Annotated in this window: 21 protein-coding genes; 11 read left to right on the top strand and 10 right to left on the bottom strand. The window is 56.9% G+C overall.

The features are described 5' to 3' along the window. The first annotated feature begins 94 nt into the window (after positions 1–94). Positions 95–1,099 (top strand): ornithine carbamoyltransferase, encoded by a 1,005-nt coding sequence (gene argF / locus ACZAHD_RS05450; RefSeq protein ID WP_462455871.1) that lies wholly within the window; start codon positions 95–97, stop codon positions 1,097–1,099. 114 nt (positions 1,100–1,213) lie between these two features. On the opposite strand, the gene ACZAHD_RS05445 is transcribed toward argF, so the two are convergent. Further along, the gene (locus ACZAHD_RS05445; protein WP_462455870.1) at positions 1,214–1,666 is read right to left on the bottom strand and encodes a YhcH/YjgK/YiaL family protein; all 453 of its coding nucleotides are present in this window, start codon (positions 1,664–1,666) and stop codon (positions 1,214–1,216) included. Between the two features lie 193 nt (positions 1,667–1,859). On the opposite strand from ACZAHD_RS05445, the gene ACZAHD_RS05440 reads away from it, so the two are divergent. The 5 genes from ACZAHD_RS05440 to ridA all read left to right on the top strand — a co-directional run bounded on the left by ACZAHD_RS05440 (position 1,860) and on the right by ridA (position 3,967). Further along, a complete protein-coding gene (locus ACZAHD_RS05440) occupies positions 1,860–1,964 on the top strand; it encodes a pyrBI operon leader peptide (protein WP_015585298.1) in 105 nt (34 codons plus the stop codon). After that, positions 1,939–1,998 carry a pyrBI operon leader peptide gene (locus ACZAHD_RS05435; RefSeq protein WP_112150686.1) on the top strand — a complete coding sequence of 20 codons (60 nt, stop codon included), beginning with the start codon at positions 1,939–1,941 and terminating at the stop codon, positions 1,996–1,998. The genes ACZAHD_RS05440 and ACZAHD_RS05435 overlap by 26 nt, the downstream gene beginning before the upstream one ends. 2 nt (positions 1,999–2,000) lie before the next feature. After that, positions 2,001–2,936 carry an aspartate carbamoyltransferase gene (gene pyrB, locus ACZAHD_RS05430; RefSeq protein WP_462455869.1) on the top strand — a complete coding sequence of 312 codons (936 nt, stop codon included), beginning with the start codon at positions 2,001–2,003 and terminating at the stop codon, positions 2,934–2,936. Positions 2,937–2,950: 14 nt separating this feature from the next. Further along, positions 2,951–3,412: an aspartate carbamoyltransferase regulatory subunit gene (pyrI, locus tag ACZAHD_RS05425; RefSeq protein WP_462455868.1), complete on the top strand. Its 462-nt coding sequence runs from the start codon at positions 2,951–2,953 to the stop codon at positions 3,410–3,412. Positions 3,413–3,580: 168 nt separating this feature from the next. Beyond that, positions 3,581–3,967 carry a 2-iminobutanoate/2-iminopropanoate deaminase gene (gene ridA, locus ACZAHD_RS05420; protein WP_462455867.1) on the top strand — a complete coding sequence of 129 codons (387 nt, stop codon included), beginning with the start codon at positions 3,581–3,583 and terminating at the stop codon, positions 3,965–3,967. Positions 3,968–4,023: 56 nt separating this feature from the next. Here ridA and ACZAHD_RS05415 read toward each other — a convergent pair whose 3' ends face one another. From ACZAHD_RS05415 to mgtL, 3 genes are all read right to left on the bottom strand, one after another. Further along, complete coding sequence (locus ACZAHD_RS05415; RefSeq protein WP_462455866.1) at positions 4,024–6,417, bottom strand: beta-N-acetylhexosaminidase; 2,394 nt, start codon at positions 6,415–6,417, stop codon at positions 4,024–4,026. Between the two features lie 167 nt (positions 6,418–6,584). Then, positions 6,585–9,293, bottom strand: coding sequence for a magnesium-translocating P-type ATPase (gene mgtA / locus ACZAHD_RS05410; protein ID WP_462455865.1), 2,709 nt, complete (start codon positions 9,291–9,293; stop codon positions 6,585–6,587). Between the two features lie 143 nt (positions 9,294–9,436). After that, positions 9,437–9,490, bottom strand: a complete 54-nt coding sequence (gene mgtL, locus ACZAHD_RS05405; protein ID WP_462455881.1) for a mgtA regulatory leader peptide MgtL — start codon at positions 9,488–9,490, stop codon at positions 9,437–9,439. Positions 9,491–9,669: 179 nt separating this feature from the next. Between mgtL and treR the strand changes: the two genes are divergently transcribed. The 5 genes from treR to nrdG all read left to right on the top strand — a co-directional run bounded on the left by treR (position 9,670) and on the right by nrdG (position 17,085). Continuing rightward, the gene (treR, locus tag ACZAHD_RS05400; RefSeq protein WP_462455864.1) at positions 9,670–10,617 is read left to right on the top strand and encodes a trehalose operon repressor TreR; all 948 of its coding nucleotides are present in this window, start codon (positions 9,670–9,672) and stop codon (positions 10,615–10,617) included. A gap of 129 nt (positions 10,618–10,746) precedes the next feature. After that, positions 10,747–12,165, top strand: a complete 1,419-nt coding sequence (treB, locus tag ACZAHD_RS05395; protein WP_462455863.1) for a PTS trehalose transporter subunit IIBC — start codon at positions 10,747–10,749, stop codon at positions 12,163–12,165. 50 nt (positions 12,166–12,215) lie between these two features. Then, complete coding sequence (treC, locus tag ACZAHD_RS05390; RefSeq protein ID WP_462455862.1) at positions 12,216–13,871, top strand: alpha,alpha-phosphotrehalase; 1,656 nt, start codon at positions 12,216–12,218, stop codon at positions 13,869–13,871. Positions 13,872–14,339: 468 nt separating this feature from the next. After that, complete coding sequence (gene nrdD / locus ACZAHD_RS05385; RefSeq protein WP_462455861.1) at positions 14,340–16,475, top strand: anaerobic ribonucleoside-triphosphate reductase; 2,136 nt, start codon at positions 14,340–14,342, stop codon at positions 16,473–16,475. Between the two features lie 145 nt (positions 16,476–16,620). Continuing rightward, positions 16,621–17,085, top strand: coding sequence for an anaerobic ribonucleoside-triphosphate reductase-activating protein (gene nrdG / locus ACZAHD_RS05380; protein ID WP_462455860.1), 465 nt, complete (start codon positions 16,621–16,623; stop codon positions 17,083–17,085). Between the two features lie 6 nt (positions 17,086–17,091). Here nrdG and ACZAHD_RS05375 read toward each other — a convergent pair whose 3' ends face one another. From ACZAHD_RS05375 to ACZAHD_RS05350, 6 genes are all read right to left on the bottom strand, one after another. Further along, the gene (locus ACZAHD_RS05375; RefSeq protein ID WP_462455859.1) at positions 17,092–19,002 is read right to left on the bottom strand and encodes a BglG family transcription antiterminator; all 1,911 of its coding nucleotides are present in this window, start codon (positions 19,000–19,002) and stop codon (positions 17,092–17,094) included. A gap of 22 nt (positions 19,003–19,024) precedes the next feature. Further along, on the bottom strand, positions 19,025–20,176 hold the full coding sequence (locus tag ACZAHD_RS05370; RefSeq protein WP_462455858.1) for a lactonase family protein: 1,152 nt from the start codon (positions 20,174–20,176) through the stop codon (positions 19,025–19,027). A gap of 76 nt (positions 20,177–20,252) precedes the next feature. Next, positions 20,253–20,993, bottom strand: coding sequence for a 2-dehydro-3-deoxy-phosphogluconate aldolase (gene dagF / locus ACZAHD_RS05365; protein ID WP_462455857.1), 741 nt, complete (start codon positions 20,991–20,993; stop codon positions 20,253–20,255). Then, positions 20,990–22,108: a DgaE family pyridoxal phosphate-dependent ammonia lyase gene (locus ACZAHD_RS05360; protein ID WP_462455856.1), complete on the bottom strand. Its 1,119-nt coding sequence runs from the start codon at positions 22,106–22,108 to the stop codon at positions 20,990–20,992. Before ACZAHD_RS05360 ends, dagF begins: the two co-directional genes overlap by 4 nt. Next, positions 22,092–23,225 (bottom strand): amidohydrolase/deacetylase family metallohydrolase, encoded by a 1,134-nt coding sequence (locus tag ACZAHD_RS05355; RefSeq protein ID WP_462455855.1) that lies wholly within the window; start codon positions 23,223–23,225, stop codon positions 22,092–22,094. Before ACZAHD_RS05355 ends, ACZAHD_RS05360 begins: the two co-directional genes overlap by 17 nt. A 42-nt stretch (positions 23,226–23,267) precedes the next feature. Then, complete coding sequence (locus tag ACZAHD_RS05350; protein ID WP_462455854.1) at positions 23,268–23,909, bottom strand: DUF4310 family protein; 642 nt, start codon at positions 23,907–23,909, stop codon at positions 23,268–23,270.

The following is a 23,909-nucleotide window of genomic DNA, read 5'->3' as shown; positions in this document are numbered from 1 at the left end:
CGAGAAAGATTTGTGCAACGGGGTTGCAAATGAATATTCATACATATAAATTGAATTTTAATTCAATATAGAGCTTAAGCCATGTGAGGGAATTATGTCCGCGTTTTATCAGAAGCATTTTTTGAAGTTACTCGATTTTACCCCTGCAGAAATCACCGACCTGCTGAAGCTGGCGACCAGACTGAAAACCGATAAAAAAAACGGTATTGAAATCCAGCATCTGGCTGGAAAAAACATCGCGCTCATCTTCGAAAAAGACTCTACCCGTACCCGATGCTCTTTCGAAGTTGCCGCATTTGATCAGGGTGCCCGCGTCACCTATCTCGGGCCAAGCGGCAGCCAGATAGGCCATAAAGAATCAATTAAAGATACCGCCCGCGTGCTGGGCCGGATGTATGACGGCATTCAGTATCGCGGCCATGGACAAGAGATTGTCGAGACACTTGCCAGCTATGCCGGCGTACCGGTGTGGAACGGTCTGACCAACGAGTTTCATCCCACCCAGTTGCTGGCGGATTTATTGACCATGCAAGAGCATCTGCCGGGGAAAGCCTTTAACGAAATGACTTTGGTGTATGTTGGCGACGCCCGCAACAACATGGGCAACTCGATGCTCGAAGCTGCGGCGTTGACCGGACTGGATCTGCGCCTGGTTGCTCCGACAGCATGTTGGCCCGAAGAGAATCTGGTGGCGGAATGCCGGGCGCTGGCACAGAAAAACGGTGGCAACATCACTCTGACCGAAGATATCGCGGCAGGCGTGAAAGGGGCGGACTTTATCTACACCGACGTGTGGGTCTCGATGGGCGAAGCCAAAGAGAAATGGGCGGAGCGCATTGCGTTACTGCGCGCTTATCAGGTGAATAGCGAGATGATGGCGCTGACCGGTAATCCACAGGTGAAGTTTCTGCACTGCCTGCCCGCGTTCCATGACGATCAAACGACCCTTGGTCAGCAGATGGCGGCGGAATATGGCCTGCATGGCGGCATGGAAGTGACTGACGAGGTCTTCGAGTCGCCGGCAAGCATCGTCTTCGATCAGGCGGAAAACCGGATGCATACCATCAAAGCGGTGATGGTGGCGACACTCAGTAAATAGTCGTTCTCTCGCGGCCTGTTCCCGGATTGCGCTGCGCTTATCCGGGCTACCCGCCCCCAAACCGCACGGATCTGTAGCCCGGGCAAGGCGCCTGCCGCAGCCCGGGGGATTTTTTTACGCCATCAGGATCTTCACTACCGCCTTACGCACTTTGGCCGGTTCACCCACGGCACACAGCGGCTTATGCACTTCTCCCGGGTAAAAGACCACAAAATCGCCCTCGTTCAGCACGACGGTTTTCTCCTGTTCACCAGCAGACAGAAACGCAATATCTCTGTCCGCCAGCCAGTCAATGTCCGGTGCGCCGGCAGGCCGGGTGCTGAAGGTCATAGCCTCCTGACCGCGGAGCACAATCTGGATATCCAGATAGCGTGTGTGGTATTCCGCGCGACGGGCGGCAAGAGGTTCGGTCGTATCTTCCGAAATCATATAAAACACGTTATTACCGTCAATATCGTATTTGCCGGGCAGCGTCTCTTCGCTCACGTGCGCATTAACGTGTTCAATCGCCTGACGCAACGCGTCCGGTAGCCAGGCCTGCAGATGATGAATGTGACCAACGAACATAATACCCCTCAAAGATAAAACAGCTTTTCATTTTTGTTTTTATACGCCCCTTCACACTGCCATACCACATCTTTTTTGCGGTTTTTTGCGCTGACGCAGGCTTATCGAAGCAATCGTTTTCTTGTTTGTGTACTAATCGCTTGATCCGAAATTTGAGCTGCGTATAATGCCGGTCGATTTGCCGGGAGGAAGCATGGTCTACTGCGTACGACATTCTGTCTTACCGCGTCTGAACACAGGCGCTGGCGTAGCGTTTTTCTTTCCGTTGCTCAATGAATTCTCGAAGCCCCTTATTTAAGGGGCTTTTTTTTTGCCCAGGCGTCAGGAGATAAACATGGCTAACCCGCTATATCAAAAACATATCATTTCCATAAACGATCTCAGCCGGGAAGACCTCGAACTGGTCCTGGCAACCGCTGCAAAACTGAAAGCGAACCCACAGCCGGAACTGCTGAAGTATAAGGTTATCGCCAGCTGTTTCTTTGAAGCCTCCACCCGTACCCGTCTGTCGTTTGAAACGTCGATGCACCGCCTTGGCGCCAGCGTGGTGGGCTTTTCCGACAGCAACAACACTTCGCTGGGCAAAAAAGGGGAAACCCTGGCCGACACCATTTCGGTCATCAGTACCTACGTCGATGCCATCGTGATGCGCCACCCGCAGGAAGGGGCTTCGCGTCTGGCGACCGAATTTTCTGGCGGGGTCCCGGTCCTCAACGCCGGCGACGGCGCTAACCAGCACCCGACACAGACCCTGCTGGATCTCTTCACCATCCAGGAAACTCAGGGCCGTCTGGAAAACCTCAACGTCGCAATGGTCGGTGACCTCAAATATGGCCGCACCGTCCATTCGCTGACCCAGGCGCTGGCGAAATTTAACGGCAACCGCTTCTACTTTATCGCCCCGGATGCGCTGGCGATGCCGCAGTACATCCTCGATATGCTGGATGAGAAAGGGATTGCCTGGAGTGTGCACAGCGCCATTGATGAAGTGATGGGAGAGCTGGATATTCTGTACATGACACGCGTGCAGAAAGAGCGCCTTGACCCGTCGGAATACGCTAATGTGAAAGCACAGTTTGTCCTGCGCGCCGCCGACCTCGAAGGCGCCCGTCACAATATGAAAGTGCTGCACCCGCTGCCGCGCATTGATGAAATCACCACCGATGTCGATAAAACGCCGCACGCCTGGTACTTCCAGCAGGCCGGCAACGGCATCTTCGCACGCCAGGCGTTACTGGCACTGGTACTGAATCGCGAGCTGGCTCTGTAAAGGGGGAAACGACCATGACACACGATAATAAACTGCAGGTAGAAGCCATTAAACGTGGCACCGTCATCGACCACATCCCTGCGCAGGTGGGCTTTAAGCTGCTGACATTATTCAAACTGACCGAAACCGATCAGCGTATCACCATCGGTCTGAACCTGCCGTCAGGTGAAATGGGCCGCAAGGACCTGGTCAAAATCGAGAATACCTTCCTGACCGACGAACAGGTGAACCAGCTGGCGCTGTATGCGCCGCATGCGACGGTCAACCGCATCGATAATTATGAAGTGGTTGGTAAGTCACGCCCTAATCTGCCGGAACGGATTAACAGCGTGCTGGTCTGCCCGAACAGCAACTGTATCAGCCATGCCGAGCCGGTTTCCTCAAGCTTTGCGGTGAAAAAGCGCGAAAACGATATCGCGCTGAAGTGCAAATATTGTGAAAAAGAGTTTTCGCATTATGTGGTTCTGGCGAACTAATTGAGGTTGGTATTGGCCACCCGGCTACCTATAATGGCCGGGTTCCATACGCGCTATCCTTCAAGCTGTTTCTTTGTCGGCCATGCGGGCGCTTTCCCCCTTGCCGCGTCGATGCAACTCGAAGGATTTTGCGTCCCTATTTAATAATGCTGTTATTCAGGAGAACTCATGTCTAAAACTATCGCGACGGAAAATGCCCCGGCAGCAATCGGCCCGTATGTTCAGGGTGTTGATCTGGGCAGCATGATCATCACTTCCGGTCAGATCCCCGTCGATCCGAAAACCGGTAGCGTGCCGGAAGATGTCACCGCTCAGGCGCGTCAGTCTCTGGACAACGTCAAAGCTATCGTTGAAGCCGCAGGCCTGAAAGTCGGCGATATTGTTAAAACCACCGTGTTCGTTAAAGATCTGAACGACTTCGCCACCGTGAATGCCGCTTATGAAGCGTTCTTCACCGAACATCACGCGACCTTCCCTGCGCGCTCCTGTGTTGAAGTCGCTCGCCTGCCGAAAGATGTGAAGATCGAGATCGAAGCGATCGCGATCCGTCGCTAAGCCTCGCATCCCCTCACCCACGCACCTTGATCGCTGCGCCGGGTGAGGGCGTTTCACTACTCAACCTTCGTCGCCCGCAGTAGTTTCTCCAGCGGATATACCGCCGCAATCACCAGCTCATCCTGCGTTTTCGCCGCTTCGTCCAGTTGCGCCTGAACCGAGGCATACTCTTTATCATCCAGGGTTCCCTGACGCGCCACCAGATCGGTCAACCGTATCCCCAGCGTCGCCAGCTTATCCACCTGCGCCACCACCGGTTTTATCGCCGCCAGCTGATAGCTGTTTTCCGTCAGCCCCTGGGCATCGGCGATATTATTTTGCCAAAGGGTAAAAATATGGCGCAGCGCATCCGCGCTTTCGCTGTCTTCAGCATCACTGATCAAACGCGCCGCCCAACGATCGAGGTTGCGTATGGTGGGACTTTCCGCCGGTAGCGCATCAGCGAGGCGGTTCAGCGGCTCAAACAGATGATAATGATTAGCCTGGAATTTCAGATGCTGGCGGGTGTGGTAGTGCGCCGGCTCCAGCGCCTGAGCGAGAATTTGCAGCGGCAGCGTGCTGCTGCCATTGGCTAAGCGCGTGAACTGCACCAGTTGCTGGGTATGTTGCTGCAGGCCAACCGACACTGTAGACCAACTGTCTATTGCCTGTAGCCGCTGATACATGTTATCGCTGTCGTTGACATCCTGCGCCGACCATAACCGCTCCGCCACCGCAAAGGCCCGCGGCCAGAGTTTAATATCCAGCACCGGCGCCGCCACATTTTCCGCCCACAGCGCCGCTTCACCGCCGAGCAGGTTCTTCTGCTGGTCCGTATCCGGGACCACCGGCGGTGTGCCCTGGGGAGTCGCTTCCAGCCTGTGACCGCTGACAGGATAGCGGGTGTTGCCCAGCAGAAAATAGCCTCCCAGTTTATCGTCGTTCACGGTCAGCACCGGCCGGGTTTCCCCCATCCAGGTGTCGACGCGAAAGGTCAGCCGATCGTCGCCGCCCCATTCAATATCCTGCACCGCACGACGAGATTTACCGTTGAAATCAATAAAACCGCGCCAGCCACCCTCGCCTTTAACCAGTGTAAAGCTCCCCTCAACCGCACTGCCCTTCAGCCGCGGCATCGAGAAGCTCCAGCTCTGCGCGCTGTCGTTATCATCGATCGCCTCCACGCCGTTCAGCCCCTGGGGCACAATTTCATTGCGATAGTGGTAGACGGTGTACTGCGGCTGGTCGAGATAGAAACCGGTGGAAAGGATCCCCCGATAGCCCTGTTTTGCCACCTCGCCCAGCGCATCCTGCCCCTGCCAGGACTGAATCAGAATGCTTTTCGGCAAGTCGGGGTGATAAATTTCATCCCAGCCTACCATCTGCCGGTGGTATTTTTCGAGGATCGCCTCCAGCCTGCGGTTGAAGTACGCCTGCAACGCGTGGCTATCGGCCAGCCCTTTCTCGCGCATAAATGCCTGGATAGTCGGGTTCGCTTTCCACTGACTGTCGTCAACTTCATCCCCGCCGATATGTAGATATGGGTCCGGGAAAATCGCCGCCAGCTCGCCGATCATCGCCTCCGCAAAGGCGTAGGTGGCCTCTTTGGTGGGATCGAGCACGGGTTTCAGCACTCCCCAATGGCGCTCCATTTCGTAGGGCCCCCGGGCGCTCATCAGTTCCGGGTAGGCCACCGCAATCGCCGACGCGTGGCCGGGCATATCAATTTCCGGCACCACGCGAATGCCGCGGTCCGCCGCGTAGCGCACCACCTCTTTCATCTGCGCCTGCGAATAAAACAGCCCGTCGCTGGCCTTCTGTTGTAGTTTCGGATAACGCGTGGAGGCGAAGCGCCAGCCCTGATCGTCGGTCAGATGCCAGTGGAAGACGTTCAGCTTGGCCGCCGCCATGCCGTCAATCTGGCGTTTGATCGCATCCAGCGGCAGGAAGTGGCGAGCGGAATCCAGCAGCAGCCCACGCCACGGGAAGCGCGGCGCATCATCAATCGTGACGTAAGGAATCGCCGTATTTTCGGCGCCGTTCTGCAACAGCTGGAGTAGCGTTTCCATCCCGCGCATCGCGCCAAACCGGGTATTCGCAGTGAGGGTAACGCCCTCGGCGGTCACCTTCAACTGGTAGCTTTCATCGCTGTCAGGGTGAGGAATCGCCGGCACTTTTTTGGCCACTACCACGTTAATCGTCGGCATGTTAGTCAGCGCCATTTGCGGTTGTAGCGTCCAGCCGGTCTGGCGGGCAATACGCTCGCGCCAGCGGCCTACGGCGTCGCTGGGTACGTCGCCACTCACATTCAGCGTCAGCTGGTTATTTAACACCAGCTCGCCCGGCGACTGCGGGCGTTCGACATGAGCCGGCCACGGCATCAGCGGCAGATCGCCCGCCGGAGCAGCCTGTGCCATCGCACCAAATAATAATCCGCTGCTCAGCAGGCCATAACGCACAGAATTAAGCATGAGTTTTCCTTTTGATGACGGGCCAAAAAAAGCAAAACATTGGGTTAACATGCGCGCCAAAGAGCGTCAAGCAAAGGGGATGACGGGGTTCACAACTTTCTGAGATTTAAGAGAAAGGCCAAAAAAACCGTTCTCCCTCGAGGGAGAACGGTCGGCACAAAGACGGGTTATTGCCAGCCGTAACGACGGCTGTAGAAGCCTTTTACCATCTGCGTCAGCGTCATGTAGCCTGCCAGAATGGCAATCAGCCACGGGAAGTAACTCAGCGGCAGGGCCTGCAGCTGCAGATAGCTCGCCAGCGGCGAGAACGGTAGAGCGATACCCACCAGCATCACCACCAGCGTCATGGCAAACAGCGGCCACGCGGCGCGGCTCTGCACAAACGGAATCCGCCGCGTACGGATCATATGCACAATCAGCGTTTGCGACAGCAACCCTTCAATAAACCAGCCCGACTGGAACAGCGTCTGGGCTTCCGGGACGTTGGCATGGAACACCCACCACATCAGGCAGAAGGTCAGGATATCAAAAATCGAGCTTAGCGGGCCAAAGAAGACCATAAAGCGTCCCAGTTCCGAGGGGTTCCAGCGCTGCGGTTTTTGAATCTGCTCGTCATCGACGTTATCAAACGGGATCGCCACCTGGGAGACATCGTACAGCAGGTTCTGAATCAGTAAGTGCAGCGGCAGCATCGGCAGGAACGGCAGAAAGGCGCTCGCCACCAGGACGCTGAAGACGTTACCAAAGTTCGAACTGGCGGTCATTTTGATGTACTTCAGCATGTTGGCGAAAGTGCGGCGGCCTTCAATCACCCCCTCTTCCAGCACCATCAGGCTTTTTTCCAGCAGAATGATATCCGCGGCCTCACGCGCAATATCTACCGCGCCATCCACGGAGATACCGATATCCGCTGCGCGCAGCGCCGGAGCATCGTTGATGCCATCGCCCATAAAACCGACCACATGACCTTCGCGCTTGAGCAGCGTGACGATGCGCTCTTTATGTAACGGCGCAAGACGTGCAAACAGGATCGTACGTTTAGCCAGCGCCGCCAGTTCGTCATCGCTCATACCTTCAATCTGGCTACCGGTGACCACCTCGCCGGCGTCCAGACCCACTTCATGGCACACTTTCGCCGCCACCAGCTCACTATCGCCGGTGAGAATTTTGACGGTAATCCCGCTGGCTTTCAGCGCTTTCAACGCCGGAGCGGTGGTCTCTTTCGGCGGATCAAGAAAGGCGATGTAGCCTTCGAGAATCAGATCGGACTCGTCAATACGTTGATAGTCGCCTTCCCGCGCGGGCAGATATTTGGTCGCCACCGCCACTACGCGCAGCCCCTGGCGATTCAGGGTATCAGTGACGCGTTTGATACGGCGCAGCATGGTCTCGTCCAGCGGCACGATTTCACCGTTGTGGCGCACCTGGGTCGAGACGTTCAGGATCTCCTGCAGCGCCCCTTTGCAGATCAGCTGATGCACGCCATCTTGTTCACTCACTACCACCGACATACGGCGACGTTCGAAGTCGAACGGAATCTCATCGATTTTCTGCCAGTGTTCAGAAAGCTGGCGCGCCGCCTCCAGATCCACCCCTTCCAGCACCGCCTTATCAAGCAGGTTTTTCAGGCCGGTCTGATAATGGCTGTTCAGCCATGCGCAATGCAGAACGCGCTCACTGACCTTACCGGAAATATCCGTATGGTTTTCCAGTACGATTTTATCTTGAGTCAGGGTGCCGGTTTTATCCGTGCACAGGATGTCCATCGCGCCAAAGTTCTGAATCGCGTCGAGGTGCTTCACGATGACTTTCTGTTTCGACAGCTTTACCGCTCCGCGCGCCAGGGTTGAGGTGACAATCATCGGCAACATTTCCGGCGTCAGACCCACCGCCACCGAAAGGGCAAACAGCGCCGCTTCCCACCAGTCGCCTTTGGTGTAACCGTTAATCAGCAGCACCACCGGCGCCATCACCAGCATAAAGCGGATCAGCAGCATGCTGACGCGGCTGATACCTTTCTGGAACGCATTGGGTTCGCTCTCCTGTTCGCTAACCCGCCCGGCCAGCTGACCAAACCAGGTGTTACCGCCGGTGGCGAAGACTATCGCCTGCGCCGACCCGCTCACCACGTTCGTGCCCATAAAGCACAGGGTGTCGCACTCAAGCGGGTTGCTCTGCTGCGGATCACGGCTGCGCACCACTTTTTCCACCGGTAGCGATTCACCGGTTAGCGACGCCTGTGCCACGAACAGATCTCGCGCCTGGAGAATACGTAAGTCCGCCGGAATCATATCCCCGGCCGACAGCTTCACAATATCGCCTGGCACCAGGCGGTCAATTGGCAGTTCGCACCAGCGGCTTTCACCCTGTTCGTTGACCACCCGCAGCACCGTCGCGGTGTTGCTGACCATCGCCTTCAGCGCATCCGCCGCTTTGGTTGAGCGCGCTTCCTGAATGAAATTGAGCAGCGTGGAGATCCCCACCATCAGCGCAATCACTCCTGCGGCAAACAGGTCTTCCGTCGCATACGAGACGATACCCAGTACGGTCAGCAGCAGGTTGAACGGGTTGCGGTAACAGGTCCAGAGGTGCACCCACCACGGCGCCGGTTTTTGCGCCGGAATTTGGTTATCACCGTAGCGCGCAATTTTCTTCGCAACGTCGGCGTCGTTAAGCCCTTCCGGGTGGCTTTCGAAGGCGCGCCAGATTTCATTTTCGTCCATCGCCGCCACGTTCAGGCAGTGCTTACCCAGCGAATCCGGAATCGGCGCAGTGGCCAGATTGCGAGCATCAGGCAGCGGATCGCGCTGAACCAGTCGGCGCGGCAAATGGCGGCTGAGCTGTGTAAACAGCTGCCGGGTGATATTTTTCAACATAAACAGTCCCTCCACGCTCGCACAGACGAACGCGGCAAAACAGACAGGTACGAGAATATTACCTGTCAGGTATTATTTTTTTATGGCAGGGACATCAAGGACGTCACTGCTTTACGCTTCCGGTAAAGCAGTGCTAAGCAGACTTACCGGAAAAAGATATAACTCCATCGAGGATGAGGAGTGGGATCGGGGTCCATATAATCTCCGGTAAGTGAGTGAAAGCGGCGCGAGAGTACCGCGAGCAACAGGCAATTTATAGCCACTGTCTTAATGATAAACCCGCGTAATTAAACAAGACGTAAACCAGACTTTGCTCATTGTGGTTTGGTTGAGTAGCATTAGGCTCACTTCTATCGGACCACGACGAGACCTCTGCATGCAAAACCGGCTGACCATCAAAGATATCGCGCGCTTAAGCGGCGTCGGGAAATCGACGGTATCCCGCGTGCTCAATAACGAAAGCGGCGTCAATGAGCGCACCCGTGAACGGGTCGAGGCGGTGATGCAGCAGCACGGCTTCTCGCCCTCCCGTTCAGCGCGGGCGATGCGTGGTCAAAGCGACAAAGTGGTCGCCATTATCGTCACCCGTCTTGACTCACTGTCGGAAAACCTTGCTGTACAGACGATGCTGCCCGCCTTTTACGAGCAAGGCTACGATCCGATTATGATGGAAAGCCAGTTCTCTCCCGCGCTGGTCAACGAGCACCTGGGGATCCTCGCCCGCCGCCATATCGACGGCGTGGTGCTGTTCGGCTTCACCGGCATTACCGAAGAGATGCTGACGCCGTGGCGAGAATCGATGGTGCTGCTGGCCCGCGATGCGCCGGGTTTCGCCTCCGTCTGCTACGACGACAACGGCGCGGTGAACATGCTGATGCAGCGCCTGTACGATGGCGGCCATCGGCATATCAGCTTCCTCGGGGTACCGCATAGCGACGTCACCACCGGGCAGCGCCGCCATCAGGCCTACCTCCATTTTTGCGAGCAGCATCAGTTGACTCCGTCTGCCGCCCTGCCAGGCCTGGCCATGAAACAGGGGTATGAAAATGCCGCCAGCGTTCTGACCCCCGATACCAGCGCGCTGGTGTGCGCGACCGATACCCTCGCCCTTGGCGCCAGTAAGTATTTGCAAGAGCAACATATTGGACATCTGCAGGTCGCCAGCGTCGGCAGTACGCCGCTGATGACATTCCTCCATCCGGAAATTCTCACCGTGAATCCTGGTTACGCCGAGGCCGGTCGCCAGGCGGCCCAACAGTTGATCGCTCAGATTGGCGGCCAGGCTGAACCTCGTCAAATCGTCATTCCCGCCGCGCTGATTTAAGCCCGTTTGTTGGATTTATGTGATCGTCGCTGCGTTTCGGGAACGTTCCCATTTTGAAAGTCGAACGGAGCGGGTAGGATTCGTCTCAGGTCATTACGCAATCTCTTCCCTCTGTTTTGAGGCCTCATAATGAGCAAAGTAAATCAGCAGGACATCGATAAATTAATCGAACTGGTAGGCGGGCGCGATAACATTGCCACCGTCAGTCACTGTATTACCCGTCTGCGCTTTGTGCTGAATAACCCGGCCATCGCCCAACCGAAAGCAATTGAGCAGTTGCGCATGGTGAAAGGCTGCTTTACCAACGCCGGGCAGTTCCAGGTGGTGATCGGCACCGAAGTCGGCGATTACTACAAAGCCCTGCTGGCCACCACCGGCAAAGCGTCTGCCGATAAAGAGCAGGCAAAACAGGCTGCGCGGCAGAACATGAAGTGGCACGAGCAGTTGATTTCGCACTTTGCCGAGATCTTCTTCCCGCTGTTGCCGGCACTGATCAGCGGCGGCCTGATCCTCGGTTTCCGTAATGTGATTGGCGATCTGCCGATGAGCAACGGACAGACGCTGGCGCAAATGCACCCGTCGCTGAAAACCATTTATGATTTCCTGTGGCTCATTGGCGAAGCCATCTTCTTCTATCTCCCGGTCGGTATCTGCTGGTCAGCGGTGAAGAAAATGGGTGGCACGCCGATCCTCGGCATCGTTCTCGGCGTCACGCTGGTCTCTCCGCAGTTGATGAACGCCTATATGCTGGGCCAGCAGGTACCGGAAGTATGGAACTTCGGCCTGTTTACGATTGCCAAGGTCGGCTATCAGGCGCAGGTCATCCCGGCACTGCTGGCAGGTCTGGCGCTCGGCTTGATCGAAACGCGCCTGAAACGCATTGTCCCTGATTATCTGTATCTGGTGGTGGTGCCGGTCTGCTCGCTGATTCTGGCGGTGTTCCTCGCCCACGCCTTTATCGGTCCGTTTGGCCGCATGATCGGCGACGGCGTCGCCTTTGCCGTGCGCCACCTGATGACCGGCAGCTTCGCGCCGATTGGCGCCGCGCTGTTCGGCTTCCTCTATGCGCCACTGGTCATTACCGGGGTCCATCAGACCACGCTGGCTATCGATATGCAGATGATTCAAAGCATGGGCGGTACACCGGTATGGCCGCTGATTGCGCTGTCCAACATCGCACAGGCGTCGGCAGTGGTCGGCATTATTATCGCCAGCCGCAAACAGAACGAGCGCGAGATCTCCGTCCCAGCCGCTATCTCGGCCTACCTCGGGGTCACCGAACCGGCGATGTACGGGATCAACCTGAAATACCGCTTCCCGATGCTCTGCGCGATGATCGGCTCCGGTCTGGCCGGGTTGCTGTGCGGCCTGAACGGCGTCATGGCGAACGGGATCGGTGTCGGCGGGCTGCCGGGTATCCTCTCCATCCAGCCAACGTACTGGCAGGTATTCGGTTTAGCGATGGTCATCGCGGTAGTGGTGCCGATTGTGCTCACCACCGTCGTCTATCAGCGTAAGTTCCGTCAGGGCACGTTACAGATTGTCTGATTTTTCTTCCGGGGCGCGATAGCGCCCCTTCGTTGTAGCAGGAAAGCGATATGAATACCCTCCCCCACTGGTGGCAAAACGGCGTTATTTATCAAATTTATCCGAAGAGTTTCCAGGACACGACCGGCAGCGGCACCGGCGATCTGCGTGGGGTCACCTCGCGCCTCGACTATCTGCAAAAACTCGGCGTGGATGCCATCTGGCTGACGCCTTTTTACGTCTCTCCGCAGGTCGATAACGGCTACGATGTCGCGAACTATACCGCCATCGACCCCAATTACGGTACGCTGGATGATTTCGACGACCTGGTCGCCCAGGCGAAAGCCCGTGGGATCCGCATCGTGCTGGATATGGTTTTCAACCATACCTCTACCGCCCACGCCTGGTTCCACGAGTCGTTGAATAAAGCGAGTCCGTATCGCCAGTTTTATATTTGGCGCGATGGCGACCCGACGACGCCGCCCAATAACTGGCGCTCGAAGTTTGGCGGTAACGCCTGGCAGTGGCACGCGGAGAGCGGGCAGTACTACCTGCATCTGTTCGCCGCCGAGCAGGCGGATCTCAACTGGGAAAACCCGGCGGTCCGTGCGGAACTCAAAAAGGTGTGCGAGTTCTGGGCCAACCGCGGTGTCGATGGCCTGCGCCTCGATGTGGTCAACCTGATTTCGAAAGATCAAACCTTCCCGTCGGATACCCAGGGTGATGGCCGCCGTTTTTATACCGACGGTCCGCGGGTCCACGAATTCCTGCAGGAGATGAGCCGCGACGTCTTCATGCCGCGTAATCTGATGACGGTCGGCGAGATGTCCTCCACCTCGCTGGAACATTGCCAGCAATATGCCGCACAGGACGGCCGCGAGCTGTCGATGACCTTTAACTTCCACCATCTGAAGGTGGACTATCCCGGCGGCGAAAAATGGACCCTCGCGCGCCCGGACTACGTGGCGCTGAAAGCGCTGTTCACCCACTGGCAGCAGGGCATGCACAATCGGGCGTGGAATGCGCTGTTCTGGTGTAACCACGATCAGCCGCGCATCGTGTCGCGTTTTGGCGATGAAGGGGAATACCGGGTAGCGGCGGCGAAAATGCTGGCGATGGTCCTGCACGGCATGCAGGGCACCCCCTACATTTATCAGGGCGAAGAGATTGGCATGACCAATCCGCACTTCTCACAGATCGACGATTATCGCGATGTAGAGAGTCATAACATGTTTATTGAGCGCTCGGTGCAGGGACAGGCACCCGATGAGCTGCTGGCGATTCTGGCGAGTAAATCGCGCGATAATAGCCGCACGCCGATGCAGTGGGACGCTCGCGACCAGGGCGGATTTACCGCCGGTGAACCGTGGATTGCGCTGTGCGATAACTATCAGACGATCAACGTCGAGGCGGCGCTGGCGGATACAGATTCGGTCTTTTATACCTATCAGCAACTGATTGCACTGCGTAAAACCACGCCGGTGCTGACCTGGGGCGACTATCAGGATCTGCTGCCTGAGCATCTGTCGTTGTGGTGTTATCGCCGCCAGTGGCAAGGGAAAACGCTGGTCGTCGCGGCGAACCTGAGCCGCGAGTTCCAGAGCTGGCAGCCGGAGGAGATGGACGGTGACTGGCAGGTATTAATAAGCAATTACGCGGAAGCGGCGAATCGCCCTGCCGCCATGACCCTGCGGCCGTTTGAAGCGGTATGGTGGCTGCAGGAATAGGCCCCGGAGCGTTCCGCTTAACGGGCTACAGGTTCGCAAACTTCGGCGAGCCGGTAGCCCGCAGTTGGTCGATCGGTTCAACAATACCCTGATGACCTGATGTACGGTATTTCTGCCCTGAATACATCCCCCATTCAGGCAAATTTTTGCTTATTTTATAGTCAGATAAATTTACATAGGTCCCAGCGCCCACCATCCGTACTCTCGTCTTTTTACTTTGTTCTGCGTCAATAAAATCGCAAACATCTTTGATGCAAATCACTACATATAGAACTTAGAATGCACCCCGGCCCTACATATTGTATTAATCGTCTATTATGTCAGCACATCCCATCGTTCTGTGGCGGTGGTGGGATGTGGATAAAAACGGCCGGAACCGGTGTAAAACGGCGGCAGGTATAGCCCCCGCGACGCCGGCGATATTTCCGCCTCTGTGGATAACCTGTTTTATTAAAGTATGGAGTGATCATGACACCGCATGTGATGAAACGTGATGGCTGTAAAGTGCCGTTCAAATCTGAGCGCATTAAAGAAGCAATTCTGCGTGCAGCTAAAGCAGCGGGAGTCGATGACGCAGACTATTGCGCCACCGTCGCAGAAGTCGTTAGCCAGCAGATGCAGGACCGTAGCCAGGTTGATATCAACGAGATTCAGACCGCCGTCGAGAACCAGCTGATGTCAGGACCGTGGAAACAGCTGGCCCGGGCCTATATCGAGTATCGCCATGACCGCGATATCGAGCGCGAAAAACGCGGCCGCCTGAATCAGGAAATTCGCGGTCTGGTTGAACAAACCAACTCGTCCCTGCTCAACGAAAATGCCAACAAAGACAGTAAAGTCATCCCGACTCAGCGTGACCTGCTGGCCGGGATCGTCGCCAAACACTATGCCCGTCAGCATCTGCTGCCCCGCGATGTGGTGCTTGCCCACGAACGCGGTGAGATTCACTACCACGATCTCGACTATTCGCCGTTCTTCCCGATGTTCAACTGCATGCTGATCGATCTGAAAGGCATGCTGACGCATGGCTTTAAAATGGGCAACGCGGAGATTGAACCACCGAAATCGATCTCCACCGCCACGGCGGTGACGGCGCAGATTATCGCCCAGGTAGCCAGTCATATTTATGGCGGCACCACGATTAACCGCATCGATGAAGTGCTGGCGCCGTTCGTCAAAGAAAGCTTCAAAAAGCACCGTAAAATCGCCGAAGAGTGGCAGATCCCTGATGCGGAAGGCTATGCCCGCTCACGCACCGAGAAAGAGTGCTACGACGCCTTCCAGTCACTGGAATATGAAGTCAATACTCTGCATACCGCCAATGGGCAGACGCCCTTCGTCACCTTTGGCTTTGGTCTCGGCACCCAGTGGGAATCCCGCCTGATTCAGCAGTCTATTCTGCATAACCGCATCGCCGGCCTGGGCAAAAACCGCAAAACTGCGGTATTCCCGAAACTGGTGTTCGCCATTCGCGACGGTCTGAACCACAAGTTCGGCGACGCGAACTACGACATCAAGCAACTGGCGCTGGAGTGCGCGAGCAAACGGATGTACCCGGACATCCTCAACTACGATCAGGTGGTGAAAGTCACTGGTTCGTTTAAAACGCCAATGGGCTGTCGCAGCTTCCTTGGCGTCTATGAAGAAAACGGCGAGCAGATCCACGATGGCCGCAACAATATCGGTGTGATCAGCCTGAACCTGCCGCGTATTGCGCTGGAAGCCAAAGGGGATGAAGCGACGTTCTGGAAGTTGCTGGATAACCGTCTGGAGCTGGCTTACAAAGCGCTGATGACGCGTATTGCTCGCCTGGAAGGGGTGAAAGCGCGCGTGGCGCCGATCCTGTACATGGAAGGCGCCTGCGGCGTACGCCTGAAGGCCGATGACGAGGTGTCGGAGATCTTTAAAAACGGTCGCGCCTCCATTTCTCTGGGCTATATCGGTATCCACGAAACCATCAACGCGCTCTCCGGCAACCAGCACATGTACGACAGCGATGCGCTGCGTGAAAAAGGCATCGCCATCGTCCAGCGCCTGCGTGACGCCGTCGACCGCTGGAAAGAAGAGACCGGCTACGGCTTCAGCCTGTACAGCACACCGAGCGAAAACCTCTGCGACCGCTTCTGTCGTCTTGATACCGCCGAATTTGGCATCATTGAGGGTGTAACCGATAAGGGCTACTACACCAACAGTTTCCACCTCGATGTAGAGAAAAAGGTTAATCCGTACGACAAGATCGACTTCGAAGCGCCGTATCCACCGCTGGCGAACGGGGGCTTCATTTGCTACGGCGAATACCCAAATATCCAGCACAATCTGAGAGCGCTGGAAGATGTCTGGGATTACAGCTACCAGCACGTCCCCTATTACGGAACCAACACGCCGATCGATGAGTGCTATGAGTGCGGTTTTACCGGCGAGTTTGAATGTACCAGTAAAGGCTTTACCTGCCCGAAATGTGGCAACCACGATGCCGCCCGGGTATCGGTGACCCGACGGGTCTGCGGCTATCTCGGCAGCCCGGACGCCCGTCCGTTCAACGCCGGCAAGCAGGAAGAGGTGAAGCGTCGCGTTAAACACCTCGGCAACGGGCAGATTGGCTAATCCTCTGCGGTTTTAATGCCCGGCTGAGCGCTGCGACGCCGTTCCCGGCGGCGGTGCGACGCACCTTGTCCGGGCTACCACTGCGGTCCCCGTAGCCCAGCCGAGCGCAGCCAATGCGGCTATGGTGTTAATTGAGAGGCGAAAAATGCATTACCACCAGTACTACCCTGTCGACATCGTCAACGGCCCCGGCACCCGCTGCACCCTGTTTGTATCAGGCTGCGTCCATGAATGCCCCGGCTGCTATAACAAAAGCACCTGGCGGCTGAACTCCGGGTTGCCGTTCACGCCCGAGATGGCCGACCGTATCATCGCCGACCTGAACGACACGCGAATCAAACGCCAGGGGCTCTCCCTTTCCGGCGGCGATCCCCTGCATCCGCAGAACGTGCCGGAGATCCTCGCGCTGGTACGCCGCATCCTCGCCGAATGCCCCGGGAAGGATATCTGGGTCTGGACCGGCTATCAGTTGGAGGAGCTGAACGACGCACAGCGGGAAGTGGTTAATCTGATTAACGTGCTGATCGACGGCAAGTTTATCCTGGATTTAAAAGATCCGGCGCTGATCTGGCGCGGCAGCAGCAATCAGGTTGTCCACCACTTAAGATAGCGGTAATCAAAAACGGCTGACGCACTCCACCGCCACCGCTTTGAACTCATCAAAACTGCGCGTCGCGGCAAGCCGGGTCATCGCGCGCTCGCGCAGGAAGGTGACAAAAATATCGTAGATCGCCATCGCCTCTTCATACTCGCTTTTGCTGATCGCCAGCAGAAAGATGATATGGGCAGTTTCATCACCCCACGCGATACCGTTCGGCGCAATGACGGTATAGACCACGGTTTTTTGCGCCAACAGGCCAAGAGCGTGAGGTAGCGCAATGCCGTCGCCCAGCATGGTGCTGACGATGGCCTCACGTTCGACAACCGAGTCATGGAACCCGGCATCGACAAATCCTTCTTGCTGCAGCTGCTGACACAGCCCGGCAAACAGCGTCTGCCGGTCAATCGGCGCATCGATCACCTGGAAATGGGCCGCATCGAAATATTTATTCAGCACCCACGGACGGGTCCTGTCCACCAGCACCAGCTTGCCGATTTGATCCAGCTGATAATCGGTCGGGAATGGCGCAATGGTCACCACCGGCTTATCTTTTTCGCCAATCCTCACCGTCGAGATGACAAAATCTTCCGTGACCGCCGCCAACTGCTCATACGCCCGCTGCGACAGGGTGGCGGCGATTTCTAACTGCGGATATTTACGCTGTAAAATGGCTTCGATCATCCGCACCATCGCATTACTGGTATCGCAAACCAACAGCACCTGCGGCTGCCGCTGATAGCCAATGTTATAATGACGTTCCAGTCCGACGCCAATATGCAATACCAGGAAACCAATCTCGTTTTCGCTGATGGCATAGGGCGTGTATTTCCCCCAACTGGTCACCGCCGCCAGGGTCATGTCCCACGCCATCGGGTAATGCTGCTTAATATTATCGAGCAGAGGGTTGGGGATCATGATCTGGTAGCGGACCCGAGTGATCATGGTCTTAACATGGGTCAGCAGGTCGGCATTTAGCTGAGCGTCGTCCAGCAGGTTGTAGTTATACTGACTGTTGATGTAGCACAGGATGTAGTTCACCAGCGCTTCACCATCGTCGGCGCTGATAGTGCCCGGATCGACGTCCTGAACCTGACGGGCGGCCAGATGCACGCACAGCCAGGCTTCTTCTGCCGGAGAGAAGGCCTTGCCCGCCAGCTGCTGCAGTACGGCCGTCAGATCGCGCGCGGCATCACGCACGTTTTGCGCGACATCCTCCGCGCTAAATTCCGCCAGCGGATAGCCCTGGCTGACACGACGCACCGTCACCGCGCTGTACATCCGGATAAAGCGCTCGCCTTCGTCGGTCAGGCGCACATGGTGGCGGGTCAGGATCTCCTGCAGTACATCGCCAAGCAGTTCCTGCACATCCGAGTTCAGCGCTTCCTCATCCATCAACGGGTTTATCCCCCCCTGCTGCGCCTGTTGCCATAACAGATCGGTCAGGCAGGCGCGAATCGACACTTCGCTGCCAAACAACCTCATGCCATGCCGTGGGCGGGTTTCGAGAGTCAGCTGATAGCGCTGAAAGCGCTCGCGCACTTCGGCCATATCGCTTTGCAACGTCGCTCTGCTGACAAACCACTCGTCCGCCAGATCTTCGAGCTTGATAGAGAACGCGGAGGTCAAAAAGCGCACCAGCAGAAAATGGATGCGATCCGTCGCCGTACGCGGAATCTGCTGCGGCTTCGGCGCATGCTCTTGCAGGGTCTGGTAGCGCAACGGGTCGTCGATTTTCAGTTGATAGCCGCTGCCGCGAGTGAGAATGAATTGCGCACCATACTCCACTAACAACGCGTTAAGCGCGGTAATGTCGGCACGCACAGTACGAGTAGAAACCGACAGCCGCTGCGCCAGTTCGTCCTGCGGCAGCGTTTCGTTTTGCAGCAAAGTAAACAGTTGCGCTAAACGTTGGTTGGGAAATCGCATGTCAGTTCCTTCATCTTACGGCTCAAGGTTGAGCGGATATCACCATCTGTGATGGGCTGCCTACCGGGGTGTAATCCGGGACAAAAGTCAGCTTGCCGCTCTGAGGCGCCACGCTAAAACGGGTAATATTATCGCTACGCTGGTTCATGACGTACAACCACTGCCCCTGCTTATCCAACGTCAACGTGCGAGGGTAGTCGCCGCGGGTCCAGATATCTTCCTGATGACTCAGGCTGCCATCGGCCGTCACGCTAAAATGCGCAATGCTGTTATGTAAACGATTAGCGACATACAGCTGTTTTCCGTCGGCGCTCAACGCCAGACCCGCCGCGAAACTGGTACCTTTATACTCTTTCGGTAACGCGGAGACCGTTTTGCCCTCGCGCAAGAGCCCACTTTTCTTATCAAGATGATAGAACGTCAGCGTCGAGGCTTCTTCATTAATCAGCCACAGGCCATCCCCTTTCGGCGTAAAAACAAAGTGTCGCGGTCCGGCGCCGGCAGAAGAGGCGGAGATAAACGGCGGATCGTTCGGCGTGAGCTTGCCGCTGCTGTTATCCATCCGGTACTGATAGATCCGATCCAGCCCCAGATCGGTAGAATAAACATATTTCCCGCTCGGATCGGCGGCGATCATATGGGCATGCGGGCCGTTATGATCGCTGATGGCAAAACTCCCCTCCGCCGCTGCCACTGCCCGTTCTGCGCCAGAAGGGCCTTGATCCTGATGGGTATCTACCGCCTCGCCGAGACTGCCGTCGTCTTTGATCGGCAGCACCGCCACCGTTCCGCTGACATAGTTCGCCACCAGCAGATGGCGGCCATCCGGCGTCAGCGACAGATAGACCGGTCCGGCCCCCGCAGAAGAGACCTGATTGAGATCGGTCAGTTCACCGTTGGCTTCAATCCGCCACGCCTGCACGACACCTTTTTCCACTTCGCTGGCGGCATACAGGGTTTTACCATCATGCGATACGGTGAGCTGGGCAACGTTCGGCAGCGAACTGACCAGGGCCTTATCACGCAGCGCGCCGGTTTTACCGTCAACGGTAAACCGGTAGAGGCCTTCACCATTCGGGTTGTAGGTTCCGACCCAGGCATAATGCGTTTGCGCACTGGCGGCGGCAGCCAGCAGAGAAAGTGAAGCAACAAGCAGGTGACGAGCGGTGGGCATAGTGACTCCTTGATGGTTCGATGGAGGTTCCGCACGCGTCTCTCGCTGAGCCACGCGTGCGGCGGGGACAACACACCTATTTGACGAGCGCTTTAGTCATCTCCAGCAGCTGGCGAACGTCCGCCGGGCGGGTATTGCCGCTGGCTTTATCAATGATCGAGCTATAAATGTGCGGAATAATTTTGCTGACGCCCGCGTCCAGCGCGATCTGCAAAATTTCGCTGTAATTTTCCAGATCGATGCCGCCAGTCGGCTCCAGCCAAAAATCATGACGGGCGCAGGCCTGCGCCACTGCGACGAACTCATCGCGGTGTTTCAGCCCCCCCATCGGGAAGTATTTGATGGAGCTGCCGCCCATGTCTTTCAGCAGGGCGATGGCGGTTTCCAGCGGTACAATCCCGTCCGGCGCGCCGCTGCTCAGCGGGCCGGTTGAGATCTTAACCCTACCCGGCGTGCCGGTGGGCGACACCAGGCCGTTGACTACGGTCTGGTTCTGCCCGAGCAGCGCGCGGCTGGCACCGACGCCGGTAAACACCTGGTTAACGTGCTGCGGCTGTACCTGACGCGAGATTTCGCTGACCATGGCCGACTGGTTCGGATCGCCCGCTCCCAGTCCTACCGAAAGTGCATTATCAATGAGCTGAGCATATTCACGCATAGCCACCACCGCGCTCGCCACGTCCGGGTAGTTTTTGGAGAGCACGCCGACCAGGACGTGACCTTCCGCCGCCTCGTAGATCTCACGGGCGTTGTCCTGGCTGCCCGCCAGGACGTTCAGGCATACCCGATCGCGGTAAAAATTGGGGGTCAGTTTCATGCGTTTTTCTCCTTGTTCAGAACCTCGGCGATGCGACGAGAGACAATCTCCAACTGCTGCGCGTCCACGCTGCGGACATCGGCTTCAATAATCCCTTCGTTGGCCTTATAGCCACGAAAGTAGATGGCGTATTCACCCTGTTTCAGCGCGTCCACCAGTTCGCCGGTGGCGATACCGGTCACGGCTTCATCAAATTTGATTTCGCTACGGGCGATATCACGGCCGGCGCTATCCCACACCACGCGGGCGGTGACGCCATTGAGCGTATTCAGTTGGTTAAGGAACGGCATCATTTTGGCGACCATCTCATCACCGCTCTCTTTGCGCGCCAGCAAATAATGTTCAATTGCGCAGGTCAGACCGAGGATCCCCTCTTTACCCACCTTCATCGCCCGGCCAATACCCGCCGACTGACGTTTCACCCACTCAACGTACTGAGTTTTGCCCACCACCAGACCGCTGGTCGGCCCTTCGATCGCTTTCGCGCCGCTGTAAATCACCAGGTCAGCACCGGCACGGTAGTAGCACTGCAGATCTTCTTCGGCTGCTGCATCGACGATCAGCGGCAGGTTATGTTTGCGCGCCACAACCACCGCTTGCTCTACGCTGAGCATGCTTTTCTGCACGCAGTGGTGAGATTTGATATACAGAATGGCCGCCGTACGTGGGGTAATCGCTGCCGCCAGCTGATCCGCGGAACATTCGTTGGCGTAGCCCGCCTCCACCAGCTTGCCACCGCCCAGCGCGACCATCGAACCCACTGGCGCGCCGAAGTTGACGTTGTGGCCTTTCGGCAGCACGATTTCGTTGTTCTCAATCGGCGTGACGTGCAGATTTTCCAGCAGCCAGCGGCTGTCTTTCACCAGCACCGCGGCAACCGACTGCGCGATCCCCGCCGATGCGCAGGAGACGACAGTCGCCCCTTCCACATCCAGCAGCCGGGCAATGTATTCCCCGGTTTTGTTCACCAGGTCTTTCATTTCGAAGTAGTGATTCATGCCGCTCATCACCGCCTCCACCACTTCCGGGCGCGGGGTCGAGACGCCTAACGCCGTCATGCGACCGGAGGTATTGATGACTTGCTTGAGATGGTATTTTTCAAAAATCGAAGGCATTTTCCGCGCTCCCTTGTTCGGTCAGATAGCCCTTGCCTGCACGAATCGCGGCAAGCGGCACCAGAATATGGTCAGCCTGCAGGCTCTCTTTTTCCGCGTCGACCAGCACCGTCGGCGCATGTTGTACGGTAAATAGCGTTAAATCAGCATCATAGCCCACGGCCAGTTGTCCTTTGCTCTTCAGGCGCAGTCCCCCGGCGGCGTTCACGGTGACACAGTCAATGACCTGCGGCAGCGTCATGCCGATGGCGAGAAACTTCGACATCACCAGCGCCAGCGAGCGAACCGGGCCGTCAATGCGGTTGCGGCAGTAAATATCGGAACTGATGCTGTGCGGCAGAATGCCCATTGCAATAGCCCGTCGTGCCACGTCAAAGCTAAAGCTGGCAGTGCCGTGGCCGACATCAAGCCGCACGCCGCGCTGCAGCGCGCGGGTCATTGCGCAGCGCAGTTCGCCCTCCGGCGTCAGGATACGGTTCGGTTTGCCGTTATAGCAGTGGGTTATGATGTCGCCTGCGCTGAGCCGTTCGGCAATTTCGTCGAGGTTCGGCGGGTTGTTGCCGATATGCACCATCAGCGGCAGATCGCCGTTTTCCTGCTGGATGGTTTTCGCTCGATCCAGCGGCGTAATACCGTTCTCGCCGACGACGCTGCTGCTCATGCGCGCCTTCAGGCCGACGATAAAATCCGGGAGGCGTGTGACCGCCTGCTTCACTGCATCCGCGTCAATATTGGCCATATTGGCCAGCTCATTCTGGGCAATCAGCCCGACGCGGGAGATATTGAGCAACGCATACACTTCGGTGGCCGCGGCGCGGGTCAGCTGATAAAAGTCATCGACATCGTCTGCGCCGGTGCTCCCGGCATCAATCACGGTGGTGACACCGGTAGCGATACCGATACTGTCCGGCTGGTCATGATAAATCGGCGACTTCGGGTAGCAGTGAACGTGGGAATCAATCCAGCCGGCGCTGACATAATAATTACCATGCAGATCAACGGTTTTGCGCGCGGACGCGCTAACCTCGCCCAGCGCGGCAATTTTTCCTTCCTGGATGGCGATATCGGTCAGGGTATCGTCGACGAGGCGCGCACGGCGCAGGAGTAGATCAAACATACGTATCTCCTGTTAAGGCGGGCGCATACACGCCCGTTGGTGTCACAGCGCTACCGGGAATAGCGAGCCTAAAATCATTGCGCCGAGGATGGCGCCGCCGGTGATCGGCTTCTGCCAGATGTAAAACAGCAGCGCTCCGACCAAAGAACCGATACCGATAGGAATAGAGGCGGTCATGGCGCTGAGAATAATCAATGGCCCGAGGAAACGGCCAGAGGCGTTACCGGCCCCCATCATCACATCGGCACCGTAGGTGGAGTCGCTCTGATTGATGGTGAACTTACGCGCCAGAATGATGATGTAGCCAATCGCCAGACCCAGCGCGAGGCCGGTCACCAGCGAGGCGGCAAAGTTCGCCACCGGAAAGACAACACCAGCTCCGAGTAGCAGCGCTGGCACGCCAAGACCCACGCCGGTCTGAATCGCGCCGCCGATATCAAGGATCCCGACCAGCGAGCCTTCAATAATACGGGCAAAGAGAAAGCTGGCACCGAAAGCAGCCACCGCGCCATACGCGCCGGTATCAATGCCCGCTTTCAGCATGGCCACGAAGGCCACTTCGTTAAACGCACCGATACCGTAGAGGTAATACATGTGGGTCCCGGCGAAAACGCCGGACGAAAGCAGACCAACAAAGATCGGAAACGACCAATCGGCATACCAAAAACCTTTATTCTGTTCCAT

Source organism: Raoultella sp. (assembly GCF_039594335.1).
Lineage (GTDB): Bacteria > Pseudomonadota > Gammaproteobacteria > Enterobacterales > Enterobacteriaceae > Klebsiella.
Note: the sequence above shows the minus strand (reverse complement) of the source record. Positions and strands in the feature narration are given on the sequence as shown.